18 protein-coding genes are annotated in these 25,767 nt (G+C 38.7%); 7 read left to right on the top strand and 11 right to left on the bottom strand.

Translation table 11 applies throughout. The annotated features are described in order from the left end of the window. Window positions 1–194 precede the first annotated feature (194 nt). Window positions 195–767, top strand: a complete 573-nt coding sequence (locus C0W29_RS03500; protein WP_045045053.1) for a cytochrome b/b6 domain-containing protein — start codon at window positions 195–197, stop codon at window positions 765–767. Between the two features lie 102 nt (window positions 768–869). On the opposite strand, the gene C0W29_RS03495 is transcribed toward C0W29_RS03500, so the two are convergent. From C0W29_RS03495 to katG, 9 genes are all read right to left on the bottom strand, one after another. Continuing rightward, window positions 870–2,036, bottom strand: coding sequence for a glutathionylspermidine synthase family protein (locus C0W29_RS03495; protein ID WP_036792207.1), 1,167 nt, complete (start codon window positions 2,034–2,036; stop codon window positions 870–872). 3 nt (window positions 2,037–2,039) lie between these two features. Beyond that, window positions 2,040–2,642 (bottom strand): DUF1190 domain-containing protein, encoded by a 603-nt coding sequence (locus C0W29_RS03490; RefSeq protein ID WP_045042133.1) that lies wholly within the window; start codon window positions 2,640–2,642, stop codon window positions 2,040–2,042. Window positions 2,643–2,661: 19 nt separating this feature from the next. After that, on the bottom strand, window positions 2,662–3,075 hold the full coding sequence (locus tag C0W29_RS03485) for a DUF350 domain-containing protein (RefSeq protein ID WP_036792203.1): 414 nt from the start codon (window positions 3,073–3,075) through the stop codon (window positions 2,662–2,664). Window positions 3,076–3,093: 18 nt separating this feature from the next. Next, window positions 3,094–3,720, bottom strand: coding sequence for a YjfK family protein (locus C0W29_RS03480; protein WP_036792200.1), 627 nt, complete (start codon window positions 3,718–3,720; stop codon window positions 3,094–3,096). Between the two features lie 65 nt (window positions 3,721–3,785). Next, window positions 3,786–4,469: a PspA/IM30 family protein gene (locus C0W29_RS03475; RefSeq protein ID WP_045045054.1), complete on the bottom strand. Its 684-nt coding sequence runs from the start codon at window positions 4,467–4,469 to the stop codon at window positions 3,786–3,788. Window positions 4,470–4,472: 3 nt separating this feature from the next. Beyond that, complete coding sequence (locus C0W29_RS03470; RefSeq protein ID WP_235862078.1) at window positions 4,473–4,865, bottom strand: DUF2170 family protein; 393 nt, start codon at window positions 4,863–4,865, stop codon at window positions 4,473–4,475. A 558-nt stretch (window positions 4,866–5,423) separates the two neighbouring features. Then, the gene (locus tag C0W29_RS03465; protein ID WP_036792195.1) at window positions 5,424–6,188 is read right to left on the bottom strand and encodes a TerC family protein; all 765 of its coding nucleotides are present in this window, start codon (window positions 6,186–6,188) and stop codon (window positions 5,424–5,426) included. Between the two features lie 259 nt (window positions 6,189–6,447). After that, window positions 6,448–6,816, bottom strand: a complete 369-nt coding sequence (locus C0W29_RS03460) for a hypothetical protein (RefSeq protein WP_045045056.1) — start codon at window positions 6,814–6,816, stop codon at window positions 6,448–6,450. A gap of 514 nt (window positions 6,817–7,330) precedes the next feature. Next, window positions 7,331–9,517, bottom strand: coding sequence for a catalase/peroxidase HPI (gene katG / locus C0W29_RS03455; RefSeq protein ID WP_045045057.1), 2,187 nt, complete (start codon window positions 9,515–9,517; stop codon window positions 7,331–7,333). 418 nt (window positions 9,518–9,935) lie between these two features. On the opposite strand from katG, the gene mltC reads away from it, so the two are divergent. Beyond that, window positions 9,936–11,096, top strand: a complete 1,161-nt coding sequence (gene mltC / locus C0W29_RS03450; RefSeq protein WP_045045058.1) for a membrane-bound lytic murein transglycosylase MltC — start codon at window positions 9,936–9,938, stop codon at window positions 11,094–11,096. 516 nt (window positions 11,097–11,612) lie between these two features. Here the strand turns inward: mltC and murQ are convergent. Together murQ and C0W29_RS03440 are read right to left on the bottom strand one after the other, a co-directional pair. Then, window positions 11,613–12,518 (bottom strand): N-acetylmuramic acid 6-phosphate etherase, encoded by a 906-nt coding sequence (murQ, locus tag C0W29_RS03445; protein ID WP_045045059.1) that lies wholly within the window; start codon window positions 12,516–12,518, stop codon window positions 11,613–11,615. 99 nt (window positions 12,519–12,617) lie between these two features. Continuing rightward, complete coding sequence (locus C0W29_RS03440) at window positions 12,618–16,046, bottom strand: molybdopterin-dependent oxidoreductase (RefSeq protein WP_045045060.1); 3,429 nt, start codon at window positions 16,044–16,046, stop codon at window positions 12,618–12,620. Between the two features lie 101 nt (window positions 16,047–16,147). Between C0W29_RS03440 and C0W29_RS03435 the strand changes: the two genes are divergently transcribed. The 5 genes from C0W29_RS03435 (at window position 16,148) to hcp (ending at window position 25,722) form a co-directional block, all read left to right on the top strand. Beyond that, entirely contained in the window at window positions 16,148–17,062 is a 915-nt protein-coding gene (locus C0W29_RS03435) for a LysR family transcriptional regulator (RefSeq protein WP_158260012.1), read from the top strand. A 122-nt stretch (window positions 17,063–17,184) separates the two neighbouring features. After that, window positions 17,185–18,012: a MurR/RpiR family transcriptional regulator gene (locus tag C0W29_RS03430; protein WP_045042141.1), complete on the top strand. Its 828-nt coding sequence runs from the start codon at window positions 17,185–17,187 to the stop codon at window positions 18,010–18,012. Window positions 18,013–18,291: 279 nt separating this feature from the next. Further along, entirely contained in the window at window positions 18,292–22,212 is a 3,921-nt protein-coding gene (locus C0W29_RS03425) for an AsmA family protein (protein ID WP_045045061.1), read from the top strand. 149 nt (window positions 22,213–22,361) lie between these two features. Next, window positions 22,362–23,885: a nitric oxide reductase transcriptional regulator NorR gene (gene norR / locus C0W29_RS03420; RefSeq protein WP_045045062.1), complete on the top strand. Its 1,524-nt coding sequence runs from the start codon at window positions 22,362–22,364 to the stop codon at window positions 23,883–23,885. Window positions 23,886–24,063: 178 nt separating this feature from the next. After that, the gene (gene hcp, locus C0W29_RS03415; RefSeq protein WP_045045063.1) at window positions 24,064–25,722 is read left to right on the top strand and encodes a hydroxylamine reductase; all 1,659 of its coding nucleotides are present in this window, start codon (window positions 24,064–24,066) and stop codon (window positions 25,720–25,722) included. Window positions 25,723–25,767 lie beyond the last annotated feature (45 nt).

Below are 25,767 nucleotides of genomic sequence, written 5' to 3'. Positions count from 1 at the left end.
ACACAGAAAACAAAATATCCCTAACAGACTTAACTGCAATTATTTAACATTTATCGCCAAATAAACAGCTAATAGCTTTATTTATGAATAATTATTTTGCTTTGTAGTGACAGATAATTACATCTCGAAAACGACCACTTATGCTAAATTTATAAAAATTCAATCCCCTTCGTTATTATTTTATTGGAGACAGCATGCCCCTTTTACGTTCCTTTTGGCGTTATATTAGTTATTACTTTCCTAATGTCGGATTGCGCCATCTACACACCACCCTTGCTGGATTAATTATTCTCCAAATATTAAATAGCAACCTATTGCACATGACGCATGCCGGAGCAGTAAAAGCAGGTATGTTTAATACGCTTTTTTTATGGCTGCATATTATTTTAGGCTCACTGACCGTCATTGCTACGCTTGGAATGATTATTTTCATGCTAACTAAGCAATCTTTTAGGCAGTTTTTCCCTTATCTTTTTGGTGATAACACCGTTTTAAAAGATGATTTAAAGCAGATTATAAAAGGGAAATTACCAGAACCACGAGAACAAGGTTTAGGTAATATTATTCAAGGTTTAGGAATTGGCGCATTAATTTTAATTGAGGTAGCGGCATTACTATGGTTAGTACTGTGGCTAAATAACTCCCCTTATGCCAATGACGCACGTGAAATACATAAATCACTCACAGGGCTAATTGAAGCTTATTTAATTGGCCATGGTGGAATGGCAGTGTTGCATTTCTTGATTGAACGCAAACGTTTTAATTAAGTACATCAATATGAGAGCTACTCGACAATAACTAGAGTCTGAGTACCAAAATTCGGTAGGCTATAATTAGCTACCGATTTTCTTAGATCCCACACTCTCGTCTTATAGAATAATATGAGGAATAAAACGAGATGAATCTTTAGTTATTAAAGTATTATCTTCACGGATAGAAAGACCCGCAGCTTGATCACCAATAACCCAACTACCAATAACGGTATAATCGTCTCCAAATTTAGGCAAAGGATGAAACGCCTGATAAATATAACCTTCTTCACCATAGTCGCCATCGGATTCAGCAATAACTTTGCCCTCTTTTTTTATTTTAACGTTGGCCCCTTCTCGTGAAAAGATTGGCTTTTTAACAATACCTTTTTTATCATCGAGTAAATGTTTCTTATCTGAAAAATAAGCAGGTAATAAGTTAGGATGATGAGGATATTTCTCCCATAATAACGGCAAAATCGCTTTATTTGAGATAATCGCTTTCCACGGTGGTTCTAAATATAATGTACCATTATCTAAATATTTCGAAAAATCCTCTCGAAATAGCATTTCATACGGGTACAACTTAAAAATCCATCGAATAACATGATCATTTAGATCCGTAAACTTACCCTGAGCATCAACTCCAATATCTTCAAGATAAATAATTTTGGGTGTTAATCCTGCAACACGAGCACAATCAGCAAAGTATGTTATGGTTCCATAATCTTCTTCACCCCCCTCAAGGCTGCATGCAAAATACAATACTTTTGTTTTGGCTTTTTTAGCTAACGTCGACAAACGCTCAATAAACTTTTCTTGAAATGAATTAAATTGGTCTGCAGCGCGTGATATTCGATCTAATTTCACATTGTCTTCTAACCAAATCCACTGCCAGAAACCACACTCATATGCTGAGGTTGGTGTATCAAAATTAGCTTCGAGCAATTTAGCCGGATTTTTGCCGTCATAACTAAAGTCAAACCGTCCATAAAGCGATGGTTCTTTGTTATACCAACTATTCCGTACAAGTTCCCAGTTCGCCTTAGGTATAGCAAATTTTTCCATTAGAACATCGCTGTTTACGACATCATTCACAACAGCAAGGCACATTTGATTAAGTTCTTCCGTTGGAGCTTCGAGATCGTGTTCAATTTGCTTTAAAGAAAATTGATAGTAATAACGTTCTGTCCAGTATTCCTCTCCATCAAAAGTATGGAATCGAAAGCCAAATTCATTGGCCGTAATTCGCCAATCTGAGCGCTCTTTTATTGGGATCCGTAACATTAATTAACCACCCCAGCCACGACTACGACTGCCACCCCAACTCGATTTTGCACTCGCTTTAGAGCCAAAACCACCGCGTGAAATTGTACGGCTAACAGCAGGTTTTTCATTTTTATATTTGCTTTTATAATTCTGAGATGTCGATTCTTTATAGCGACCCTGAGTCCATTGACCCATATCAGAGTTTCGCTTTGAGGATGGATAATAAATGGGCTGAGATGAATACTGACGACCATTGTCCATCATTCGTCCAACAATAAAACCTGCAAGTGCCGGAACCCAATAACTCGTGTTATTACTGCCTTGTATCTGACGACAATTATCAGTGCCAGAAGACTGACAATCACTTTCTGAATCAAACTTTGGTGCAGCATCCACAGCCTGTTGATAAGCCGTTGCACACATTTCTACTTGTTTGGGGTTGGAACTGTCAGCATTAATACAATCTTGTAAGGAATCATATTGGGTTTGCGCTAGCGTTTCGTTATCCTTACAGCCAGCTAACACTATGGTTGCCCCTAAAGCAACTATCGTGATCGGAGCCCAATTCTGATACTGGTACGATTTACGCATCTGATTACGATGAATATTACTACTACGTTTCATAATATAATCCTCAAAGTCATTAATACGTCATGCACGCAGCATTTAACAAACCAACAGCAATCGCAATAGACGCTAAAATAACGCCTGCAGACACTTCATCACGTTCAATACGCTCAGCAATTTTAGGAAGGAAGATAATACGAATAATAAAATACGCTATCACTTGTGATACGAGTGCTACAACACCCCAAACAGAAAAATCTAACACACTTTGACTATTCGAAATCGCAGAGCTAACAGCAAGGGCATATCCAATAAACGAACCACCCATTCCAATAGCTGCCGCTACATTACCACTTTTAATCAATTCCCATTCTTTATAAGGCGTCACTAATGGGAAAATAAAACGAAAAACGACCAAGAAAATTAAAGAGATCCCAAAATACAACCCAAAATCACCGAGGGTCGATAAACTCACCATTAAATCCGACATCTACTATTCCTTGTATTTTTAATTAACTGTAAAATCACTTGGTTGTAGCTCAAATGCCGTACTTAATACCAAGCAACGATCAACACTATTATTAACTACCTGTTCTTCTGCTGACACGATCAACACCTCACATAAATCTGCGTTTACGTCACGGCTATACAACATCACAAATTGATCAGTTCGACTACACTCAGTTTCAGAAGTCCATGTTGTTTCTGTCATAGCGACAGGTAATTCGTTTTCCCATAACTTTGTAAAATTCACACCATCAAGATCCCAATGTGATTTTACAACACCTTTTGATAACCATTCATTCCAGCGCATATCAGTATCAATCGGGGTCGTTGAATAATAATAAGAAAGCATGCACTGCTGCACATCAGCATCCGACTCTCCATTCATCAAAACCTGAACCATCGCTTCATCATCAGTGTAATAACGAATCAATCGCGTCGAATTATCTAACTGCACCACACCGACAGCCTGAATTAATTGGGTTTTTGCTGCACCAGAAATGGTTAGATCTGGTTCAATGATTTTCATTTTTAACGCATCTAATTCGATGACACCGCCTAATCTCAACCCAAGAACTTCAGGAATGAGAGACTTTTTCTCTACTGGTTTTTTCTTAAAAAAATCGAACATATAAACACCAAAAATACCTTTTACCTCGCGATAAAAGGTATAAAAAAGACGCACAAGGAATGATGCTATTTACCCAAAATTCGAGCAAGCTCATCTTCTGCTGATGACGTTGATTTTGAAATACCCGCCTCAGCTAACTTTTTATCTAATGACGATGATGAAGACTCAGACTCTAGTTCTTCTGCCGCTTCAAACTTAGCAGAGGCTTCTGCTTGACGCGCTTTAATACGATCTAGAGAATCTAATGCGGTACTCATTTTACTGTTACTACCTGCATTAGCGGCTGCCACAGAGCTTTGTGCTTTAATGACACTCTCTTGCGCCGCAACAACATCAACTTGTTGTTCGATTTGACGTAAGCGTTCTTTTGCCTGAGCGATTTTACTTTTCATCGTTGTTTCAGATTTTAAAAATCCATCACAATATGCTTGCTCTGTGGATTGCTGGCTGCGTAACTCAGCGACCTTTTGTGCACACTCAAGCGCTAACTCTTGCTGGCCTTTTTCCATTGCTGTACGAGCATGTTTTTCATATTCATTAATGCTAGCATCAAAGCTATCCACTTTTTGTTGTGAGAGCTTACGTTTTGCGATAATTGAAACCAGCGCTTCATCCGATTTACGCAACTCAATCTTACTTTGACGTAATTCTTCATTCAAAATCGTAATAGCATTAGCATCAGCAACAGATTCTGCAACGGTATTCACCGAACCACGCACTAAATTAAACAATTTTTTAAATACACTCATGGATTACGCCTCGGTTAATAATGGTTGATACATTTCAAGAAAGCCCTCAACATTCACAAATAATGTTGTTACTTCAATTAAAATGCTCTCTTGCTTAGATTGGCTACTCAAACTGCCAAATGCGATATAATAATCATCACCATCAACCGTATGGATCGAAATATTGGTTAATGGAAACATCTCATGAGTACGTAAAATCGTATCATTAAGCTTTGCTACGTCAGTAACCATCGCCATTGGAAATAAAGGTGCTTCCACCAAAATTTGCTCGCCGGCAAGCGCCACATAAGCTGAAACACCATCTTGATTACGAATAATAATCGTCTGATCCGTTTGCTCAATTTTCCACTGATCATTTTTACTTAAAATTTCTACTAATTGATCAACAGTCCACATATTCATTTTCCTTTGAGTTAATAATCAAAAAATATTGATATATCATCATTAAATGGTATCAGAAAGCAAATAATTCAAGGGTTATTATTTAATCAATGGTCATAATCTTTCATAACATGAGAGTTTATCGATTTTTTCTTACTCTGATTCTTATAAAAAGAATGATAACTCTGTACACAACCTGCAAATCATAGAGGAAGATATTTACTCTCAGTTCATTAAACGTAATATTATGAATTTAAATACAATTTAAAAGGGAAAATAAAAAGAAATTTATTGATGGTAGAAGATCTGGACTAAACTGTTTTTAATTTTAATGATGGTTCAGTATTCACTATATTTTAAACCAATACATGATTTAACTATATATCAATACATACCGTTAGGAATAGTGTCTCACAGAAGGGAGTATGCGGATTTTATTTTTAGCGATTGGAATATTGATGAGGAAAATGTAGCTATATGAATATTGTATTGTTTGCTATTAAATAACTATCAAGTGAAACTAATACCGTCCATTTAGAGTGAACGGTATTAGCCCTATTTTTTATTTGAAGCTTACTTCGCTTTGATTGCCCAACCACATTGTTGTGGATATACACGTTTAATTATTTTCTTGTTCTGCTTCTTAAGCAAAATATGACAAGTTTCAATAATTAAACCAAAAGCCATTGCGAAATACACATATCCTTTGTTCAAATGAATTGCAAAACCTTCAGCCATTAACATACCGCCCAACATAACTAAGAACAGTAGTGCTAACGTTTTCAATCCAGGGTAGCGCATCACATAATCGTTAATTTTCTCAGCACACAGCACCATAATCACAGCCGATGCCAAAATAGCAGCAACCATAAGTGGAACTTCGCTTGTTAAACCAACCGCAGTGATTACTGAATCCATTGAGAACACTGCATCAACTGCAACAATCTGCAATAATACTAGCGCAATACCCGCTCTCACTGTACTTGCTTGTTGATGATGAGCATGACTGAAGCACATCCACAATTCTTTTAAGCTTTTCGCTAATAAGAATGCACCGCCACCAATCATAATCAAATCGCGCCCAGAAAAATCATAACTCAACACATTCACTAATGGTTGTGTTAATGACATTACCCAACTAATAGAAAATACTAGTCCGATACGAGCAGCAACAGCTAACGCTATACCAATATTACGAGCCATTTTGCGCTGATGTAATGGTAAACGTTCACAAAGTACAGAAATGAATACAATATTATCGACACCTAATACCACTTCCAGTGCAAATAGGGTCGCAAAGATCATTAACGCTTCAGGTTGAAGAAATAATTCTAGCATTGAACAAACTCCATAGAAGAGGAGTTAGGAATTAAAGAACAACTCGAGGGGTCGTCCATATGTGTTTTGATACCTCAATAAAGAATGAGCCTGTATTTAAGCAATAAATACGATAGTTGAAAACACAACAAGTGTAACGAAATGTAATGGTTTTCATAAAAGATGACGTTGGTTATTATCCGTCATCTCGAAAGCGAAGCATGAGCTATCCGTGATCTATTTACGGTGCCACTGAGCATTAAAGACACCAGCAAAAATATTATACGAAATATTGCATCTTGTTTTTTGTTACTAAAAACAAAATAATACCTCCCATTAAACCAGACAGTGAACCAATGAGCCCAACACCAATATACAAATTCATTAAAACACCAAATATAACAACAGCATAAAACCCATATATCGCTATCTTTTTCCACATCCATATACTAATAGCTAAAAATACATTAAATAAGGACACACCTCCTAACAGATAAACTACCCCTAAAGATGTCTTTGGAAATGCAGTTATAATCATGTCTGGATTTAAAAAATAAACAAAGACAGACAAAAGATTTATGACCATCATGAACACCAAAAATACCGTTAGCCAAAACCCTCGTTTCTTTTCTTCAATCATCTTCACCATTTAAATTATCTCCCTCAGATATTATCAAACCCACAACAACTTATTATATTCAAAACTTAGCTGCAGTTATTCTTTGGAAAATATGTTCATATTCTTCGCATAATAATAAAAAAACATTAGAGCTCTGATGGTTTATTACATTTAACATCCAAGATAAATCACAAAATCGAGGCTCATCTTTTAATTACTGACTTTTTTACCAATACAACACGCTGATAATAGATTCCCTATCTCGTTCGTAACCTCACTGTAGGGAATGACGGTGGAGAGTTCGTATTCACTGTAGGCAGGGAATGACGGAGGATGGTTCGCATTCACTGTAGGCAGGGAATGACGGAAGATGGTTAGCATTCACTGTAGGCAGGGAATGACGGAAGATGGTTAGCATTCACTGTAGGCAGGGAATGACGGGGGAATTGGACAATAACGGAATTATACCTATAAAAAAAGAGGCGCTGATTATCAGCGCCTCTCATTCAATATTATCGAGTAGTGTTACTACTGAGCTGTAACCTTATTTTTTAAGGTCAAAACGGTCAGCATTCATTACTTTAACCCATGCATTGATAAAGTCATTAATGAACTTATCTTCAGCATCAGCACACGCATAAACTTCAGCGATTGCACGTAGTTGAGAGTTAGAACCAAATACTAAGTCAACACGTGTTGCCATCCACTTCTGCTCACCTGTCTTACGATCAGTACCAGCAAAGATATCTTGGTCAACAGATGTTGGTTTCCATACTGTTGCCATATCAAGTAGGTTTACGAAGAAATCATTAGTTAATGTTTCTTTACGATCAGTGAATACACCGAATTCGCTAGCTTGATAGTTAGTATCAAGAACACGCATACCACCGATTAGCACTGTCATTTCAGGTGCTGATAAAGTTAGCAACTGTGCGCGGTCAAGTAATAACTCTTCCATTGCAACAGTGTACTTCGCTTTTTCGAAGTTACGGAAACCATCAGTAATAGGCTCAAGTACTGCAAATGAATCAACATCAGTTTGTGCTTGAGTTGCATCCGCACGACCAGCAGCGAACGGTACAGATACATCACGGCCAGCTTTCTTCGCTGCCATTTCAATACCAACACCACCTGCAAGTACAATCAGGTCAGCTAGAGAAATTTCTTTGGCAAAGTTAGCCTTAATTGATTCAAGTACAGTTAGTACTTTATCAAGTTGAGCTGGCTCGTTAACTTCCCAATCTTTCTGAGGTGCTAGACGAACACGTGCACCGTTAGCACCACCACGCATATCAGAACCACGGAATGTTGATGCTGATGCCCATGCTGTTGATACAAGCTCACGTACTGATAAACCAGAATCTGCGATTTCTTCTTTTAATGTTGCAATATCTGCATCATTAACAAGATCATATTCAACTGCAGGGATCAGATCTTGCCAGATGAACTCTTGAGTTGGAATTTCAGAACCCAAGTAACGAGCACGAGGACCCATATCACGGTGAGTAAGTTTAAACCAAGCACGAGCAAATGCAGCTGCAAATTGTTCAGGGTGCTCATAGAAACGACGTGAGATTTCAGCATAAACAGGATCAACACGTAATGAGATATCTGTTGTTAACATTGTACCTTTGTGCATTCCATCACCGAATGCATCAGGGTATTCATCACGACCATCTTTAGCGATCCACTGATGTGCACCTGCTGGACTCTTTTCCAATTCCCACTCATGGCTAAATAGGCTATGGAAGAAACCAGTATGATTCCATTCTGCTGGTGTTGTTGTCCAAGTAACCTCAAGACCACTTGAAATTGTATCAGCAGCATTACCACTACCGTAGCTTGAAGACCAGCCTAAACCTTGTTCTTCAACAGCAGCAGCTTCAGGTTCTGCACCAACATGCGCAGCATCGCCTGCACCGTGAGTCTTACCGAATGAGTGACCACCAGCGATTAGTGCAACAGTTTCTTCATCATCCATTGCCATACGAGCAAACGTTTGACGAATATCATCAGCCGCAAGTAATGGATCGGGATTACCATCTGGACCTTCTGGGTTCACATAAATAAGACCCATTTGAACAGCTGCTAATGGATTTTCTAATTCACGAACTGCCTCATCTTTTTCATAACGAGTATCATCCGCTAACCACGTTTTTTCTTTACCCCAATAAACATCTAGCTCAGGTTCCCAGATATCAACACGACCACCAGCAAAACCGATTGTTTCAAAGCCCATTGATTCTAGAGCAACGTTACCTGTAAGGATAATTAGGTCAGCCCAAGAGATTTTATTACCGTATTTTTGCTTGATAGGCCAAATTAGACGACGTGCTTTATCAAGGTTAACGTTATCAGGCCAGCTGTTTAATGGTGCAAAACGTTGGTTACCAGTACTTGCACCACCGCGACCATCAGAAGTACGGTAAGTACCTGCACTATGCCAAGCCATACGAACAAAGAAAGGACCATAATGACCAAAGTCTGCAGGCCACCAATCTTGAGAATCCGTCATTAAATCACGAAGATCTTGCTTAACTGCTTCTAGGTTTAATGTTTTAAATGCAGCTGCGTAGTCAAAATCGGCACCCATTGGATTTGATTCACTACTGTGTTGATGTAATAAACCTAATTTAAGTTGATTTGGCCACCAATCGCTTGGAGAAGTACCATTACCTGGGTTAATGGATGGATTAACGGTTTGTGTATGATTAAAAGGGCACTTTGACATTATTATTATCCTAATTGTTCGTATGATTATTGATAATCATTAAATATCATATTGTTTATAAACATAGCGTAATCAAAAAACATAGTAACGTTCTTTTTATGGATAAATTTAAAATCTAATTCTTTAGATTTACCCATCGTAGTGACCAGCTCGTTTATTCTATTGACATAATTTATAGCACTAAAAGAGATAAAGACAATATTAGTTTTCTATTAATTCAATAGGTGATAGTTATTAATAAATAACACTATTTATGATTAAAATAATTCATCGTAACCATTAAAAAATTGCATCAATAAACGCTATAGCTTAGGTAAACTAAACCCTCTAAAATCAATGACATTTAGCATCAAATATCATAGATATGCTATTGATACCTTCAAAGCAGATCCATGGTTCAAAATAATTAGGGATCATAATGAAAAAGGCTTGGCTCGCGGTCACTGCTTGTTTATTAACCGTATCATGTTCATCATCTCCGACACCTGATTGTATTTATAATTGCGCGCCTTCGACTAATGCTGGCAATAATAATCATAACAGTAACCATAATGGTAACCACGACCATAATGGTAATAACAATCATGCCGCTCTTACTGAAGCGCAACGTCAAGCATTATTCAAATACCTCGAGAACCAAGTCAAAAAGCAATGGGGTGACAAAGATTATTTACAAGCAGGTAAACACCGCTATGTAAAATATTTTGATGGCTACCGTACACGAGCGCATATTGATTTTGACAATGGTAAGATTTATGTCTCTACGGTTGCGAATTATGCTCCAGAAGCGACGCTCAAAAAAGCGATTGAAGAAACCCTATTAATGCCAGCAGATCCATCTCAAGTTGATATTTTTAGTGATAAGTCAATCCCATTAAATGGTAAACCTTTTTTATTAGGCCAAGTAAAAGATCATGAAAATCAAAATATTCAATGGCCTTGGCGCGCGGGTAAATATGCTGACTATCTGATAGCTAATAAACTTAAAACAAAGAAACTCCAGCATGGCACTGCGTATTATGTTGAAATTGATATGGTAAATGATCATCTTGAGCAACGTGAATATCAATATGCAGATCTTATACGTCAAGCAGCCAAACGTTACGATATCGATGAAGATTTAATATATGCCATCGTCAAAACAGAAAGTAGCTTTAATCCATTCGCAGTTAGTCATGCTGGCGCCTATGGATTAATGCAGGTTATTCCTAAAACTGCAGGTGCAGATGTCTTTAATCTGGTAAAAAACAAGCCAGGTATTCCGACAAAAGAATATTTATTTGATCCCGCAAATAATATTGATACTGGCACTGCCTATTTCTATATTTTAAAAAACCGTTACTTAAAAGAAGTCCAGCATCCAGTGACAAAAGACTACGCTATGATTTCAGCTTATAATGGCGGCACTGGTGGCGTATTGGCAACGTTTGATACTGATCGAAAACAAGCAATGAAAGATATCAATCAATTACAACCCAATCAGGTTTATTGGGCATTAACCAATAAGCACCCCAAAGCAGAAGCCCGCCGTTATTTAGAAAAAGTACTCAATTTTCAAAAAGAATTTGAATCTATGTAACCCAGTAAAGCCGCTTTATAGCGGCTTTTAAATTTTGGTATAAATAAAGTATTAAATTAAAAATAAATCAAATGAATATAAAATAGATAAAAAATCACACATAGCAAAATGTAATATAAAAAACAAATAAATATTAATAACTTAAAATAAATTCAATTATTTAATACATTGTTTATTTACTATAAACGAATAGTTCAACATTTATTTTAAAAATGTTTACTCGCTATATAGCAGATCTGACATAACGATAACAATAGGACGACTGTCTCTGTATATGGTATCAATACTACTCCAGATATAAGTATTTTTATTACAGTATGACTTCTTTACTAGTACTATTTATATTGTCTTCATCCGCATTAGTTATTTCTTTGCGTTTATGTAGATTTAATGATAATTCTAACGAACAATCTGTAGTACAGCATAAGCACACAAAAAAATATAATAATAATGTTAGTTAATAAATAAAACACACACCACGTGTTGGTGTGTGTTTATCATTAACAATGATATTACTTAACCGTTTTTCGCAATTGCAGGCCGAATATAACCATTATTTTGCTGTAGAAGTATTTTCGCTGTCACATTATTAACTCCCGTTAATATCATCACAATTGCAGTTTTACAATGACCATTACACGCATCTAATGCAGCCTCAGCCTGTGCACGATCACACTCAGTAGCTTGCATCACAATATTTTTTTGGCGCTCAACCAGTTTGGCATTAGTGGCCTCAACATCTACCATCAAATTACCATAAATTTTACCAATACGGATCATTGCGCCGGTAGTTAGCATATTCAGTACTAATTTTTGTGCTGTGCCTGCTTTCATACGAGAAGATCCAGTCACAACTTCAGCACCAACAACTGGAGTGATCACAATATCAGCTGCAGCCGTCATGGGACTTTGTGGATTACAACTTACGCAAGCAACAATAGCATTAACTGAACGCGCATAAGCCATTGCACCTAATACATAAGGTGTCCGACCGCTAGCAGCAATACCAACCAAAACATCACGCGCTGAAAAATTAATTGCTTTTAAATCTTCAGCACCCATTTCTGTATTATCTTCAGCATTTTCAACCGCTTTTAAAATAGCTTGATGGCCACCAGCAATTAAACCAACAACTTGTTCTGGAGCACTGCCATATGTAGGCGGACATTCACTTGCATCAAGGATGCCTAATCGTCCAGAAGTACCTGCACCAACATAAACCAATCGGCCACCATTTTGAAAAGCAGCAGCAATGGCATCAACAGCTTGTGCAATTGCTGGTAATGTTTGTTCTACAGCCAACGCCACTTTCTTATCTTCATCATTGATAACTTTCAGCATATCTAGCGTAGACAAAGTATCTATCGCTTCGCTAGCACTGTTACGACTCTCAGTGACTAAATGCGTTAAATCAATCTTCATTGTCATTCTCTAATACCTATAACGTTATCGATAGCATAATCGATAAATACTGTTATTTGAGTAACAATTTTCATTATTTATTTCAAATAGCTGCTCGATTTATATATCTAAGATTAAGTCACTCGTTGGTATCGCTTGGCAAGCTAAGCACATTTGAGGATCTTCAGGTTGCTTGCCATTAAGATGGATTACTTGTCCTGAAACAATACGAACGGCGCAACTTTCGCATTGCCCTACTCGACAACCACTAGGCATCGCAATTTTCATTTTATCCCCAAAATCTAAAATAGAACCATCAGCAGAAGTCCAAGTTACATCATCTTTTTTAGAGCGTAAGAATTTCACTTTAAACTGCTGATTAGTTTTTATTTTAACAACTGACTGAGCTTGAAAAGCCTCACTAAAAATATCAAACTTTGCCACATCTCGTTCAATCAATTGCTCAGTAATTGCTTGCATCATCGGTTCAGGTCCACACAAATAAAATCGTGCGCGCTGTTCAAGTAAAGTCTCACTGACTACTGCCGCGGTAATAAGCTCACTCGTCGCATAATCTTCTCCTTTGTTATCCCGTGGCAGAGGATCATTATAATGGTTAATAACATGCAATTTTGGCATTCGATGAGCTAACGCATTCAGTCTGTCTGCAAATGCATGTGTGTCACTATTTAAGTTAGCGTAATATAGCCACACCTCAGGCATAGTCTCGGGTTCTGAAATCGATTCTAGAAAACTAATAAACGGAGTGATCCCTATACCGCCAGCAAAGATGACTACTGGATAGTCAATATTCTGCGGCAGAGTAAAATTACCACTTGGTGCACTCAAATGAACAATATCGCCTTGCTGTAAATGCTGATGAAGGTAGCTCGACATTTTACCCTCAACAATATTTCCTTGTTCATCTCTTCCAGTTTGATGTCGTACAGCAATCGTATAATGGGTGCGATCTGCAACTTGAGCAGCCCCTGTTAAAGAGTAAGCTCGAGTCATTTCCGCCGCCGTCCCTTGATTAACACATAAACTAATATGCTGTCCTGCAAGATAATCGGGGAGCTGACGGTTATCATTCGCCGTAAAGGTTATCTCCATTACCCCATTAGCAAGCCATTTCTTTTTAGTGATAACAAAGGCAATCTTTCCTGCCCATGGACGCCTATTACTCACAAGTTCAGTTGATAATGCAATATCACAACAACCGACTCGCATTGGTACAGAGCCACTAATAGCATCGGTTTTTCTAGCGCTGATAAGACGGTTATAATTACTGCTTCCCAAACCTGAAACAGGAAAACCGTCACGACCAATATCATCACATGCTTGCCACCAACCGTATTCGGCAGCCACTACGTTATCCTCTAAATCAGGGTCTACTGAGACACAAAAATGCGCTTGCCCCTCTGCTGTTTTAATTATTATCCAATCACCATTATTGATCCCCTTCTTTGTCGCCACCGAGCGACTAATAAAAGCCATCGGTAATGGTGCACGCTTACGTAATGAAACTAAATTACGCTGTTGGCTGTGGCAGTAATAGCCATTTTTAACGGAAGTCAATAGCAACGGCAAGGCTACATTAACGGCATTAGACTGCTTTATTTCTGGTAATGGTGCATAACCTGCATTAAGTAACGTTTCAGAATAAATTTCGACCCGCTTTGATGGCGTATCAAAACCATTCACTTTTCCTTGATGAAGATGGCGATATTGCAGAGTTGACTGCTGCAAAGGGAAGCTTATGCCTGCTGGTTTTTTTCGAAGTTGGGCGACAGTCAAACCTAATGGATGCAACATATGATCCCAAGCGGCTTCTATATCACCGTTAAAAAAAACATTCCCCATACCTAATTTTTTTGCCAGAGCAAACACAATTTCAGTGTCTGATTTAGCTTCTCCGCGGCTAGTCACCATTTGTTGTCGCAATTGGATATGACTAACGGCCTCGGCATTAATCTCAAATCCAGATCTAATCGCTTCACGCTCCCATGGCGTATTTACGGGTAATAGTACATCTGCATATCGAGTTGTCGGAGTTTCAAATAAATCACAATGAACATGAAACTCAAGCTGCTGAAAGGCCTCTATACCAAGATCAGTATCTGCTTGGCTCAATAACAAGTTACCGCCAAAAGCAACAAAACCACGCACCTTATAAGGCTTAGCTGTAATGATTGCTTGGTACATATCTCGCGTACCAATCCAGCCCTGTTTAGCTGGCCCTAATGGTCTCTCTTTCAACCCCAAGGCTTTAGCTCGCTGCTGCTTAGTCATAAAATCCAAGCCATTCATTTTATTAATTGGCGGTTGTGTATAACGACGATTTCCTCCTTGCTGATCAAAACTTCCCGTTAAAGCGTATAAAATCGCAATTGCACGCTCAGTTTGGGTGGCATTCAACTGCTGAGCAATACCTGTCCATGCGTGATAAGCCACTCGATGACTGGAGGCAATTAACTTGGCAGCCTTGAGTAGATCTGGTGCCTTTACACCGGAAATAGCTTCTACTTGATCAGCGGTGTAATACTCACATGCTTGTTTAAGCAAAGAAAAGGAGGGCTGACAAACAACAGTAGTGCCATCTTTTAAGGGGATCGGATATTGGCCTGATAACGCTAATTCTGCACCAAGATTATCTGCAATCACCAGATCACTGTTATAAGACATTAATTGCTGCTGCTGGGTATTCCACACCACATAATCGCCATCAGCAATTGTTATCTCGGCACAATCAATCGCTTTTAATAATGTCTGATCATCACTGCGTACTAAAAATGGCGCGTTAGTCCAACAACGAACAAACGATTGATCAAACATATCATCAGTAATCATTAACTGAATTAATCCCATTGCAACAGCAGCATCTGTGCCTGGCTTTACTTGCAGCCATACATCAGCACTAGCAGCGAGTGGCGTCTTGCGAGGATCTATAACTAATGTTCGCGCTCCGCGTTTACGCCCTTCGCCAATAGCATTTGCTTGACTGAGCCACGTATTGGTAGGGTTATGTCCCCACAACATAATTAAATCTGCATTGCTATAGTCAGCAATTGGCATTCCACAGCCAAAAGTAAAAGCATGAGCATGATCTTTATGCCAATTACACACTTCGGTGCCATAGCAAATATTTGGGCTACCAAATGCATGAATAAAGCGCTCTACCCAATCAATACTATCGGACATTGGCGTACCACTGGGAGTTGTTACTCCAAATGCGACAGCCTCGGCACCACTTTGTTTTTTTATCTTAGTGAGGTTTTCAGAGACGATATCCAATGCTTCATCCCAGGAAATTCGTTGCCAGCCAGGATCTGGATTTGTTTTAGGGGTCGTCCTTTTCATCGGAAACTGAATACGATTAGGGTTATGAACTAACTCAGGAGCAGCACGCCCTTTCATACACATCGCAGCTCCTGTTGGATGTGTAGGATCAGGCTCAACTTTTATTAATTTATCATTTGTAACCTGATTTATCGTCCCACAACGAGAACGACATAATGAGCAATAACCTTTCTTATATTCTATCGACATAAACAAATAAATCTCTTGGGTACACAATAAGACTAATGTATAAACCCACCACCAATATTGCTAATATATATTTTCTAACAACCAATATAGATAAAAACAATATGAGCAATCCACTTTCTTTACGTCAGTTGGAATACCTAGTGGCAGTAGCTGAAACAGGTCAAATTTCTCGAGCAGCATTACGTTGTAATGTGTCGCAATCATCAATGACGATTGCATTAAAAAAACTCGAGCACATACTAGACTGCAAGCTACTGATTCGACATGCTAAAGGTGTCGACCTTAGCGCTGCGGGTGAAGTATTTGTTATAAAAGCTCGCAACATTCTAAACGATGTTGAACATGCCATGGAAAGCATTATATTGCCACCAGCAGACATGACAGGACAAATCCGATTAGGCATTACCGAAACTTTTTCGGCATATCTACTCCCGACATTACTTCCTGCACTTCGTAAGCAATTTCCCAATATCATATTTAACATCCATGAATGCGATCGAGCAGATATTGAACAAGCTCTCCTTGCTAATACACTCGATCTCGGCATTATTATTGTTTCTAATCTACAGGAAAAAACGCATTTACATTATGAGGTAATGTTACGTTCTGAGCGCAATCTATGGCTTGATCCCGAAAATCCATTGCAATACTCAACAACGATCACCTTAGCAGATGTCGCTCAACAGCCGTTTATTTTATTAGATATGGACGAACATCTTATTAATGCGGCCGCCTACTGGGAAGCATCACAATTAGCACCTAATATTCACTTTCACAGTCGCTCACTAGAATCTGTTCGTAGCCTCGTTGCGATGGGGCAAGGTGTGACCATTCTTTCTGATTTAGTCTATCGCCAATTCTCGCTAGAAGGTCGCCGTCTTATTCGCCGCCCACTTAATGAACAATTACCCACCATGAATGTCGGTTGTATATGGAAAAAACAACCACCATTAGTGCCAAACCTTTCTGAAGTTATTGAATTTATTCGTAAGAAAATCACCGACTCGCAACAGTGATCGCCGCTATAGCCATCAAAATATAGTGATCAATAATTGCTACACAAAAAAGAGAAAAATCATGCTTTTATCAGCTACTATCGCTTATGATAAATACATAACTATCGACAGATAATAACGCTATGACCATTATTGCTAAAATTACTAATATAAAATCACAACTATCACCGAGTGCGCAAAAAATTGCCGCCTTGATATTACAACAACCCACAGCAATCGTGTCATTGTCTTCTCTCCAACTCGCACAACAAGCGAATGTTGGTCAATCGAGTATTGTTAAATTTACCCAAAAACTCGGCTTTACTGGCTTTCCTGCTTTCAAAAATGCCATAAAAGAAGAATTAGCTCGCCAACAAGCGATTGGTAATGATCCTCAACAATTACAAAACCAAATTAGCCATAGTGATACATTAATAACCATTGCCCAAAAATTAGCGCATCAAAAAACAGATGCCATTATTGAAACGACAAATGCAATTGATGAGCAAAATCTTAAAAATATCGTTGATTTATTTATTAATGCACAACGTATTCAACTGGTTGGTTTTGGTCATTCCGCCGTAATCGCTAAAGATTTCGGTACTAAGTTACTCACACTTGGCATGATGACGATTGCAGAACAAGACAGTCAGAACCAAATTGATATCGCAAAGACCCTTGGTCCGGCCGATATTCAATGTCATATTTGTTATGACGGTAATCATCAAGATGCCTTACTTACCGCTCATAGTGCAAAAATGCAAGGCGCAACATTAATTGCTTTAACGTCACCTCACTCCACCCCATTACGGCAATTAGCACAATTTACTCTTGATACACTAGCAATCGAAACATCGAATCATCGCCAATATCAACCACACAATTATTCAATTGCAGCACATGCAGCACAGCAGACCTTGACTGACCTCTTATTTATGGCATTAACTCAACAAAGCCAGTATCACACTTAGTTATGATGCATAGCTCACCAGTCGATAATTAACAACTTCACCAATTAATAGCTAAGGTATGCCGACATATTTCGTTAAAAATCCACTAACAATGCATTTTTAGCAATGAAAATACGAAAAATGAATGGAACCACAGACATTGCGGAATGTCACACTGTATAATAGATCTCATAAAATACTGTTCCAGCGCTAACAATAAACCAAGTAAAACATCATCATTTTACTCATAATCACTGCTGGATTTATCTTTCATGACCACGGATAGAAACCGAATAAGTAATGACACAAGATACCCCCCAAACCACACCTACTGTCCGCAAAAAAAAGACACTTAAAAAAGTGGCAGTATGGACAATAGTTGCACTGTTAACGCCAATCGTCACGATCTCGGGTGTACTCGCTTATGGTGTTAAACTTGATCTAAGTACTCATCGTAGTGAAATTAATCAATGGTTAACTAAGACCCTTGACCGCAAAACTGATATTAAAGGCAGTATGGCATTAACACTTTCCTTTAGCCCTGAAATAGAGCTAAGCGATGTGACTATTGCCAACCTTAAATCAATGCCATGGCAGCCAATGCTAAGTTCAGGCTACATTGCTGCCAAAATTTCGGTATTACCATTACTACAAAATACCCTCAAAATTGATTATCTTAATCTTAAAGATATTTCTCTAAACTTACTTCGTGATCAACAAGGTCATGAAAACTGGGTGTTTAATAAACAACCAACACCATCAAAGCAACCATCATCATCAACAGCATTTAAACTGGTATTGAGTAATAACATCAATGCCGAAAAAATTCGTGTTAATTATGAAGATCAAGCTAAAAACACTTATTACAATGGTTACCTCGATCACCTTGCACTTACCAAGCCTGATAAATGGTTATTAGTCGCTAAAGGTGATGCCATGGGTAGCGAATATAACCTTTCATTGACGGGTGATCTGCAAAAATTAATTAATAATCAACATGGTCAATTATTTGCAAAAGGCAGTTTTGCAGGTGCAGAATTAGATGTTGATGCCAACATAACACCATTTAGTAGCGGTGATGATTCGACTGCAAATATAAGTTTAAATTGGAAAGATACTAATCAAATTGCGAGTCTATTAGATCTTGATTTACAACATGTTGCTCCCTTATCTATCACTACAGAACTCAGTGCATCAAATAAAGGTTTTGCCTTTAAAAATATACAAGTTCGTAGCCCCATTACCTCTGCTAATGGGCATATTAACGTTAGTTTTGCGCAAAATGCACAGCAATTAAACATCATTGATGGCAAGTTAGATATTCCTGAAATCGACCTTCGTCCATGGCTACAACCACAGCCACAAATGATGCGCGCTAATATGTATGCGGCAGCACCACAACAGTCGCCACTACAGAAAGCATTAGATCAATGGTTGGTAAAAACCCGTACTCATTTCGCATTGACGATTGGTGAGATTAAAGGGCTCGGCACTCCCGTTAACACTATCTCACTCAATATTGATGGTGAAAAAGGCAAATTATCTGCACCAATGGCTGCGAATATTGCCAATGTGGCATTTAAAGGTAACGCTAGTATCGATGCTACCGAATGGACATCTAAAGTTGACGTAACCTTAGGTGCTAAAAATTCACAATTAGGCGAAATGGCTGGCTGGATTTCAGGTTTACCTAACGCAACGGGTCATCTTAAAAGTGCTCAACTGCAATTAACAACTGAAGGAACAAAACTACAAGAATGGCTAGATAATAGCCAACTTGGACTCACGATTGATGATGCCAATGTCGACTGGGGCGCTAAAGCTTCATTTGCAATTGATAAAGCCAAGCTACACTCCGGAATGGAACAACCTTTCAGCTCTAATGTTAGCGGTAAGATAATGAATATCCCCGTCACTATCACTGCAAAGGCTGGCACATTATCAGACATTATTAATCATCGAGATTGGACCCCATCACTGCACTTTTCAAGCCCAGTGATCGACATCAAAGCTCAAGGAAAATTAGTCCATACGCACTGGCAACAAGGTAGTTGGTTTGATCTCAACGTCCACAGTAATGATGCTGGCAAACTGAGTCCATGGTTAGGTACTCGTGCTTCTATGCATGGCAAAATTAATTTCAAGGGCAAACTAACGAATACCGGTGAGTGGCTGGATCTTGCGATTCCTGATGTAACCTTACTAAATAGTCAGGGAAAAATAGATTTACAGTGGCGACCACAACAAGGCCATCAGTTTTTAAAACTTAACAGCCAATTTAACACCCTTGATTTTACTCAGCTTAGTCAGTTTGTTGATAAAGCGGCTTTGCCGAAAGTTGAACAAACAGTTCCTACCCAAGGCGTTAACCTTGATGTACCGATTTTGAGCAATAAAGTCGTTATTGCAGATGCTGATGTTAATTTGCACGTCAATAAGATGCTATGGGCAAAACAACAAGTCGATAATATGGCATTTAAAGGCAAAGTACGTGACGGAAAACTAAGTAAATCGCCTTTTAGTGCTAGCTATGCAGGGAGTGTTTATCATGGTGATATTGCGTTTAACATTAATAATCAACTTATTAATTCACAATTAAATTTAGCCGTCGATAAACCAAACATTGGTCGCATTTTACACCAATTTGATATTGTTAATAATCTAGGCATGAGTTTAGATAGCGCCAAACTTGCAGTGTCGTTATCAGGACGCACACTGTTAGAATTAATGGAACAGGCAAAAATTGATGCTCAGCTTAATGGTGGTAAATTAAAACTTGCCGATAGCTATACTGGTAAAGCATTTAATATCATCCTTAACCAAGGTCATTTCGTTACAGGCCCAAATACAGCAACTCACCTCACACTTGATGGACGAGCAGCCAATAAACCCGTTGCGATTAACCTCGATTCAGTATCGTTAAAACAAGCCAATGATGGCCGTAAGTCGATTCCTGTAAAGCTCAGCGCAAATGTTGGCGAGATTAACTTTAAAGCCCAATCGCAAGTTGTGTTACCGATTGATCCCAAAAAACTCAATCTTACTTTTGAAGCCACCACGCCAAACTTAAATCGTTTTGATGACTTTACCGGTATAAAGTTACCGCCTTATGGGCCAGTTAAAGTCGCGGCATCATTATCTATGGATAAAATTGGTTACCACCTACGTAACATGATAATCAACGTTGGTAGTAGTACTCTTAAAGGCCATGGTGATTTCTTACCTCCACTTAAAGGTGATGGCCGCAATCGCCCCGATGTAAAATTGGTCCTTAATGCACCTTTTATTCAGATCAACGATTTCAAACTTAAAAACTGGCAAGCATGGCTACCAGAGAATCAAAAGTCGAAGCAAGTGACTGCCTCAAATCATCAACCTGTCGACGCAATTAGCCCACAAGGATTAAATTTACTCAACGCTGATTTTAAACTTAATGTCGGTAACGTACGTTCAGGCAAAGATTGGTTAGGTGCAGGTAAATTAGATTGGACCTTAAATAATGGTCTACTAACGCTGAAACCATTACATATCCAGTTACCTGGTGGTGATATCAATATTGATGGTTCCGTTGTCGCTAAAGGTGATAAATTTGCGATTAAACTTAATGGACTGGTTAAAAATTTCGACTACGGCATTATTGCCCGCCGTATCGATCCCAAAACCGATATGCACGGTAAGATCAGCGCTAAATTTGATCTCAGCAGCATTGCTAACACACCTGAAAGCTTAATGAATAACGCCAACGGTTTTATTGGATTTGCAGCATGGCCTAAAGCCTTTCAAGCAAACTTAATTGACCTGTGGGCGGTCAGTTTAGCTGATGCGGTATTGCCAACGTTTACCACTAAAGATAACTCAGTACTAAATTGCGTCGCTGGCGGCTTTAATATTCATAATGGCAACATGAAACAACGTGATTTACTGCTTGATACTTCACGCATTCAAGTTCATGGCGCATTTGATGCCAGCTATAAGAAACGTGATTTCAATTTGTATTTATCACCGCAATCCAAAAAAGCACAAATATTCAGCCTACAAACTCCGATTGAAGTTCACGGAACGTTTGACAAATTTAATCTTGAAGTACCGTTATCAGCCATTCTTAAAACCTCAGTTCGGTTCACCACGAGTCCTGTAGTTGCGCCGCTGCAATGGCTATTTGAAAAACCAATAGCTGCTAACGGTAGTGCTGAGTGCCAACGAATTTGGCAAGCGCAATAATCAGCAGATCTCCTCAACTTAAAAGATGGATCTCAGATCCATCTTTTTTATTTTTTATTGTTTTCAAATAAAGAATCACCACCCAAGCTGTGATGTGATAAAGACATCAATATTGCTGACATAGAATAATTCACATTAGCTAGGTTGTTATGAATTCAAAACTCAATAATGTATTACTTAATATTGCCCTTAATCTTAGTGCTAACCTCGCCAGTGATCAGCATTATCAACATTTAATTGATGGTATTGATCAAGTCTTTCCCTGCGATGCAAGTGCTTTATTTGTACTCGATAAACAAGGGCTGTTAATTCCGGTTGCTGTTAAAGGCTTATCTCCTGCGGTTCTCGGTCGACGTTTTTTCCCTCAAGCACATCCGCGCTTAGAAGCGATAATGGCCACTAAACATCCGCTACGGTTTGATGCCGATTGTGCACTACCCGATCCTTTTGACGGTCTTTTATTAAATGAAAATCAAGCCATTGATATCCATGATTGCCTTGGCTGTAGTTTATACGTTGAAGGACAACTTGTTGGCGTACTTACGTTAGACTCACTGACAGTAGGTGCATTTGATAATATAGAAACGGTTGCCATTGAAACATTTGCCGCTCTAGCCGCAGCAACATTACGCAATATAGCCCAATTTAATGCCCTTAAAGATCAACATAAAAAACAAAAATCGCTAACCAATACGCTGATCCAGCAAGCACGATCACAACAAGGAGAGATGGTTGGCATTAGTCAAGCCATGCAACGGTTACGCACCAATATCGCCACAGTTGCCACATCTGACTATGCCGTATTAATCAGTGGTGAAACAGGTACAGGTAAAGAATTAGTCGCTCATGCCCTTCATGCTCAATCTTCGCGCGCAGACACGCCAATGATTTATGTTAATTGCGCAGCTCTACCTGAAGGCTTAGCGGAAAGCGAATTATTTGGCCATGTAAAAGGCGCGTTTACCGGAGCCAATAACCACCGAGCGGGTAAATTTGAACTCGCTGATGGTGGCACATTATTTTTAGATGAAATTGGCGAACTGCCTCTTTTACTACAAGCGAAATTACTGCGTGTACTTCAGCAAGGTGAACTCCAACGCGTCGGTAGTGATCAGCATTTGCATGTCAATGTCCGCATTATTGCAGCCACTAACCGCCAATTAGTTACAGAAGTCGAACTCGGTCACTTTCGAGCCGATTTGTACCATCGTCTCAATGTATTTCCTATCTTTATGCCATCATTACGTGAACGCCATGATGACATTCCTGTTCTTGCTGGCTACTTACTAGAAAAAGTTCGACACCAATTCAATCTTCCTAACCTTCATATATCACCGAGTGTCTTGAGTATGCTCGAAACTAAGCAATGGCCGGGGAATATTCGTGAATTAGAGCACACCTTAACGCGCGCAGCATTACGCGCTATTCAAGATAACCAACATACGATAGCTAGCCACTATTTCGATATCCCCCTGACTAATGATGTTAAAAACACATCATCATTTTTTCCATCTCACCCCCAGTCAATGCGGCAACTAATCGAGCAATATCAAAAGCAACTTATTGAGCACGCACTTGAAAAAACAAATACTAATTGGTCCCAAGCAGCCACCTTTTTACAAATGGACCGTGGCAATCTTTATCGTATGGGTAAAAAACTCGGTATTAAATAATATTTATCGCGTGAATGATGTCATAAACACAACCTCGCCGATGTGTATTTGACATCAAAACAAGCCGCATCAACAATAAAACTATTATATAACAGCAACTTAAATATTGGCATAGTTACTGCTTAGTGATGGCTTAATTATTATTTATAACAATAATCACCACGCTGGAGATTTTTTGATGTTCTGTATTCAATGTGAACAAACCCTTGAAGCCCCTAAAAAGAAAGGCTGCGCTTATGCTGCAGGTATGTGTGGCAAAACCGCTGAAATTTCTGACCTACAAGATGTGTTAGTTTACACACTACAAGGCGTTTCTTATTGGGCTGATTTAGCGCATAAATTTGATATTATTGATGATGAAATTAACCATTGGGCACCACGCGCATTCTTTGCAACCTTAACCAATGTCAACTTTGATCGTGAACGTATTTTAGCTTTAACTAACCTCGCAGAAAATTATAAAACACGTCTCAAACAAGCGGTAATAACAACAACACTAGCGCAGCAACCATTACCAACCCTACCTGCCGTGGCTGAATTTACATTACCGAATACTATCGATGCCATCCTAGCGCTCGCGCCACAAGTTGCGGTTAACCGCGGTTATGAAACCATAAATGAAGATGTTATTGGTTTACGTTTATTGTGTCTATACGGCCTGAAAGGCGCAGCTGCTTATATGGAGCATGCACGTGTATTAGGGCAAACAAACAATGCTATTTATGCTCAATATCATCACATCATGAGCTGGTTAGGTACGGATCCAACCGATCTTAATGCATTACTTGAATGTTCAATGGAAATTGGTCTGATGAATTACAAAGTGATGGAAATGCTCGATTTAGGCGAAACCAACACTTTCGGTCATCCACTACCAAGCCAAGTGAACGTTAAACCTATTCAAGGAAAGTGTATTTTAGTTTCAGGCCATGACTTGCACGACCTTGAAAAAATCTTGCAACAAACTGAAGGTAAACATATTAATGTTTATACTAATGGTGAAATGTTACCTGCCCATAGTTATCCTGAATTAAAGAAATATTCACATCTCGTCGGTAACTACGGCAGTGCATGGCAAAATCAACAAATTGAGTTTGCCAACTTCCCTGGCGCGATAGTAATGACTTCAAACTGCCTGATTAATCCGAATGTTGGTGACTATGCTGATCGTATCTTTACCCGTAGTATCGTGGCATGGCCAGGTGTAACACATATTGAAGACGATGATTTTAGTCAAGTGATCGATTGTGCCTTAGCGTTAGACGGCTTTAAGCACACAGAAATCGAGCATATGATCACTATCGGTTTTGGACGTAATGCACTAATGAATGCAGCACCAGCCGTTATTGATCAAGTTAAACAAGGTAATATTAGCCACTTCTTCCTTGTTGGTGGCTGTGATGGTGCTAAAGAAGAACGTAGTTATTTCACAGATTTTGCAGCACAAGTACCTCAAGACGCGTTAATATTAACTTTAGCTTGTGGTAAATATCGCTTTAATAAAAATGACTTTGGCGACATTAATGGTATTCCACGTCTACTCGATGTTGGTCAATGTAATGATGCTTATTCAGCGATTCAACTTGCACTCGCATTAGCGGATGAATTTGATTGTGGCATTAACGAATTACCACTGACCTTAGTGCTGTCTTGGTTTGAACAAAAAGCGATTGTAATTCTACTAACCTTATTTGCACTTGGTGTTAAAGGTATTTACACCGGCCCTACTGCACCTGCATTTTTAACTGATAACCTACTCGCTATTATTGCAGAAAAATTTGATATGCGTTCGATATCAACTCCAGAGGCAGATCTTAATACCATTTTAAGCGCATAAACTTAATCTAATTTATGTGTTTTAAATAAAATAAGCCCGCTCAAA

The sequence above is a fragment of the Photobacterium kishitanii genome (assembly GCF_003026355.1).
GTDB classification, from domain to species: Bacteria; Pseudomonadota; Gammaproteobacteria; order Enterobacterales; family Vibrionaceae; genus Photobacterium; species Photobacterium kishitanii.
This window is presented reverse-complemented; position numbering and strand designations above follow the sequence as displayed.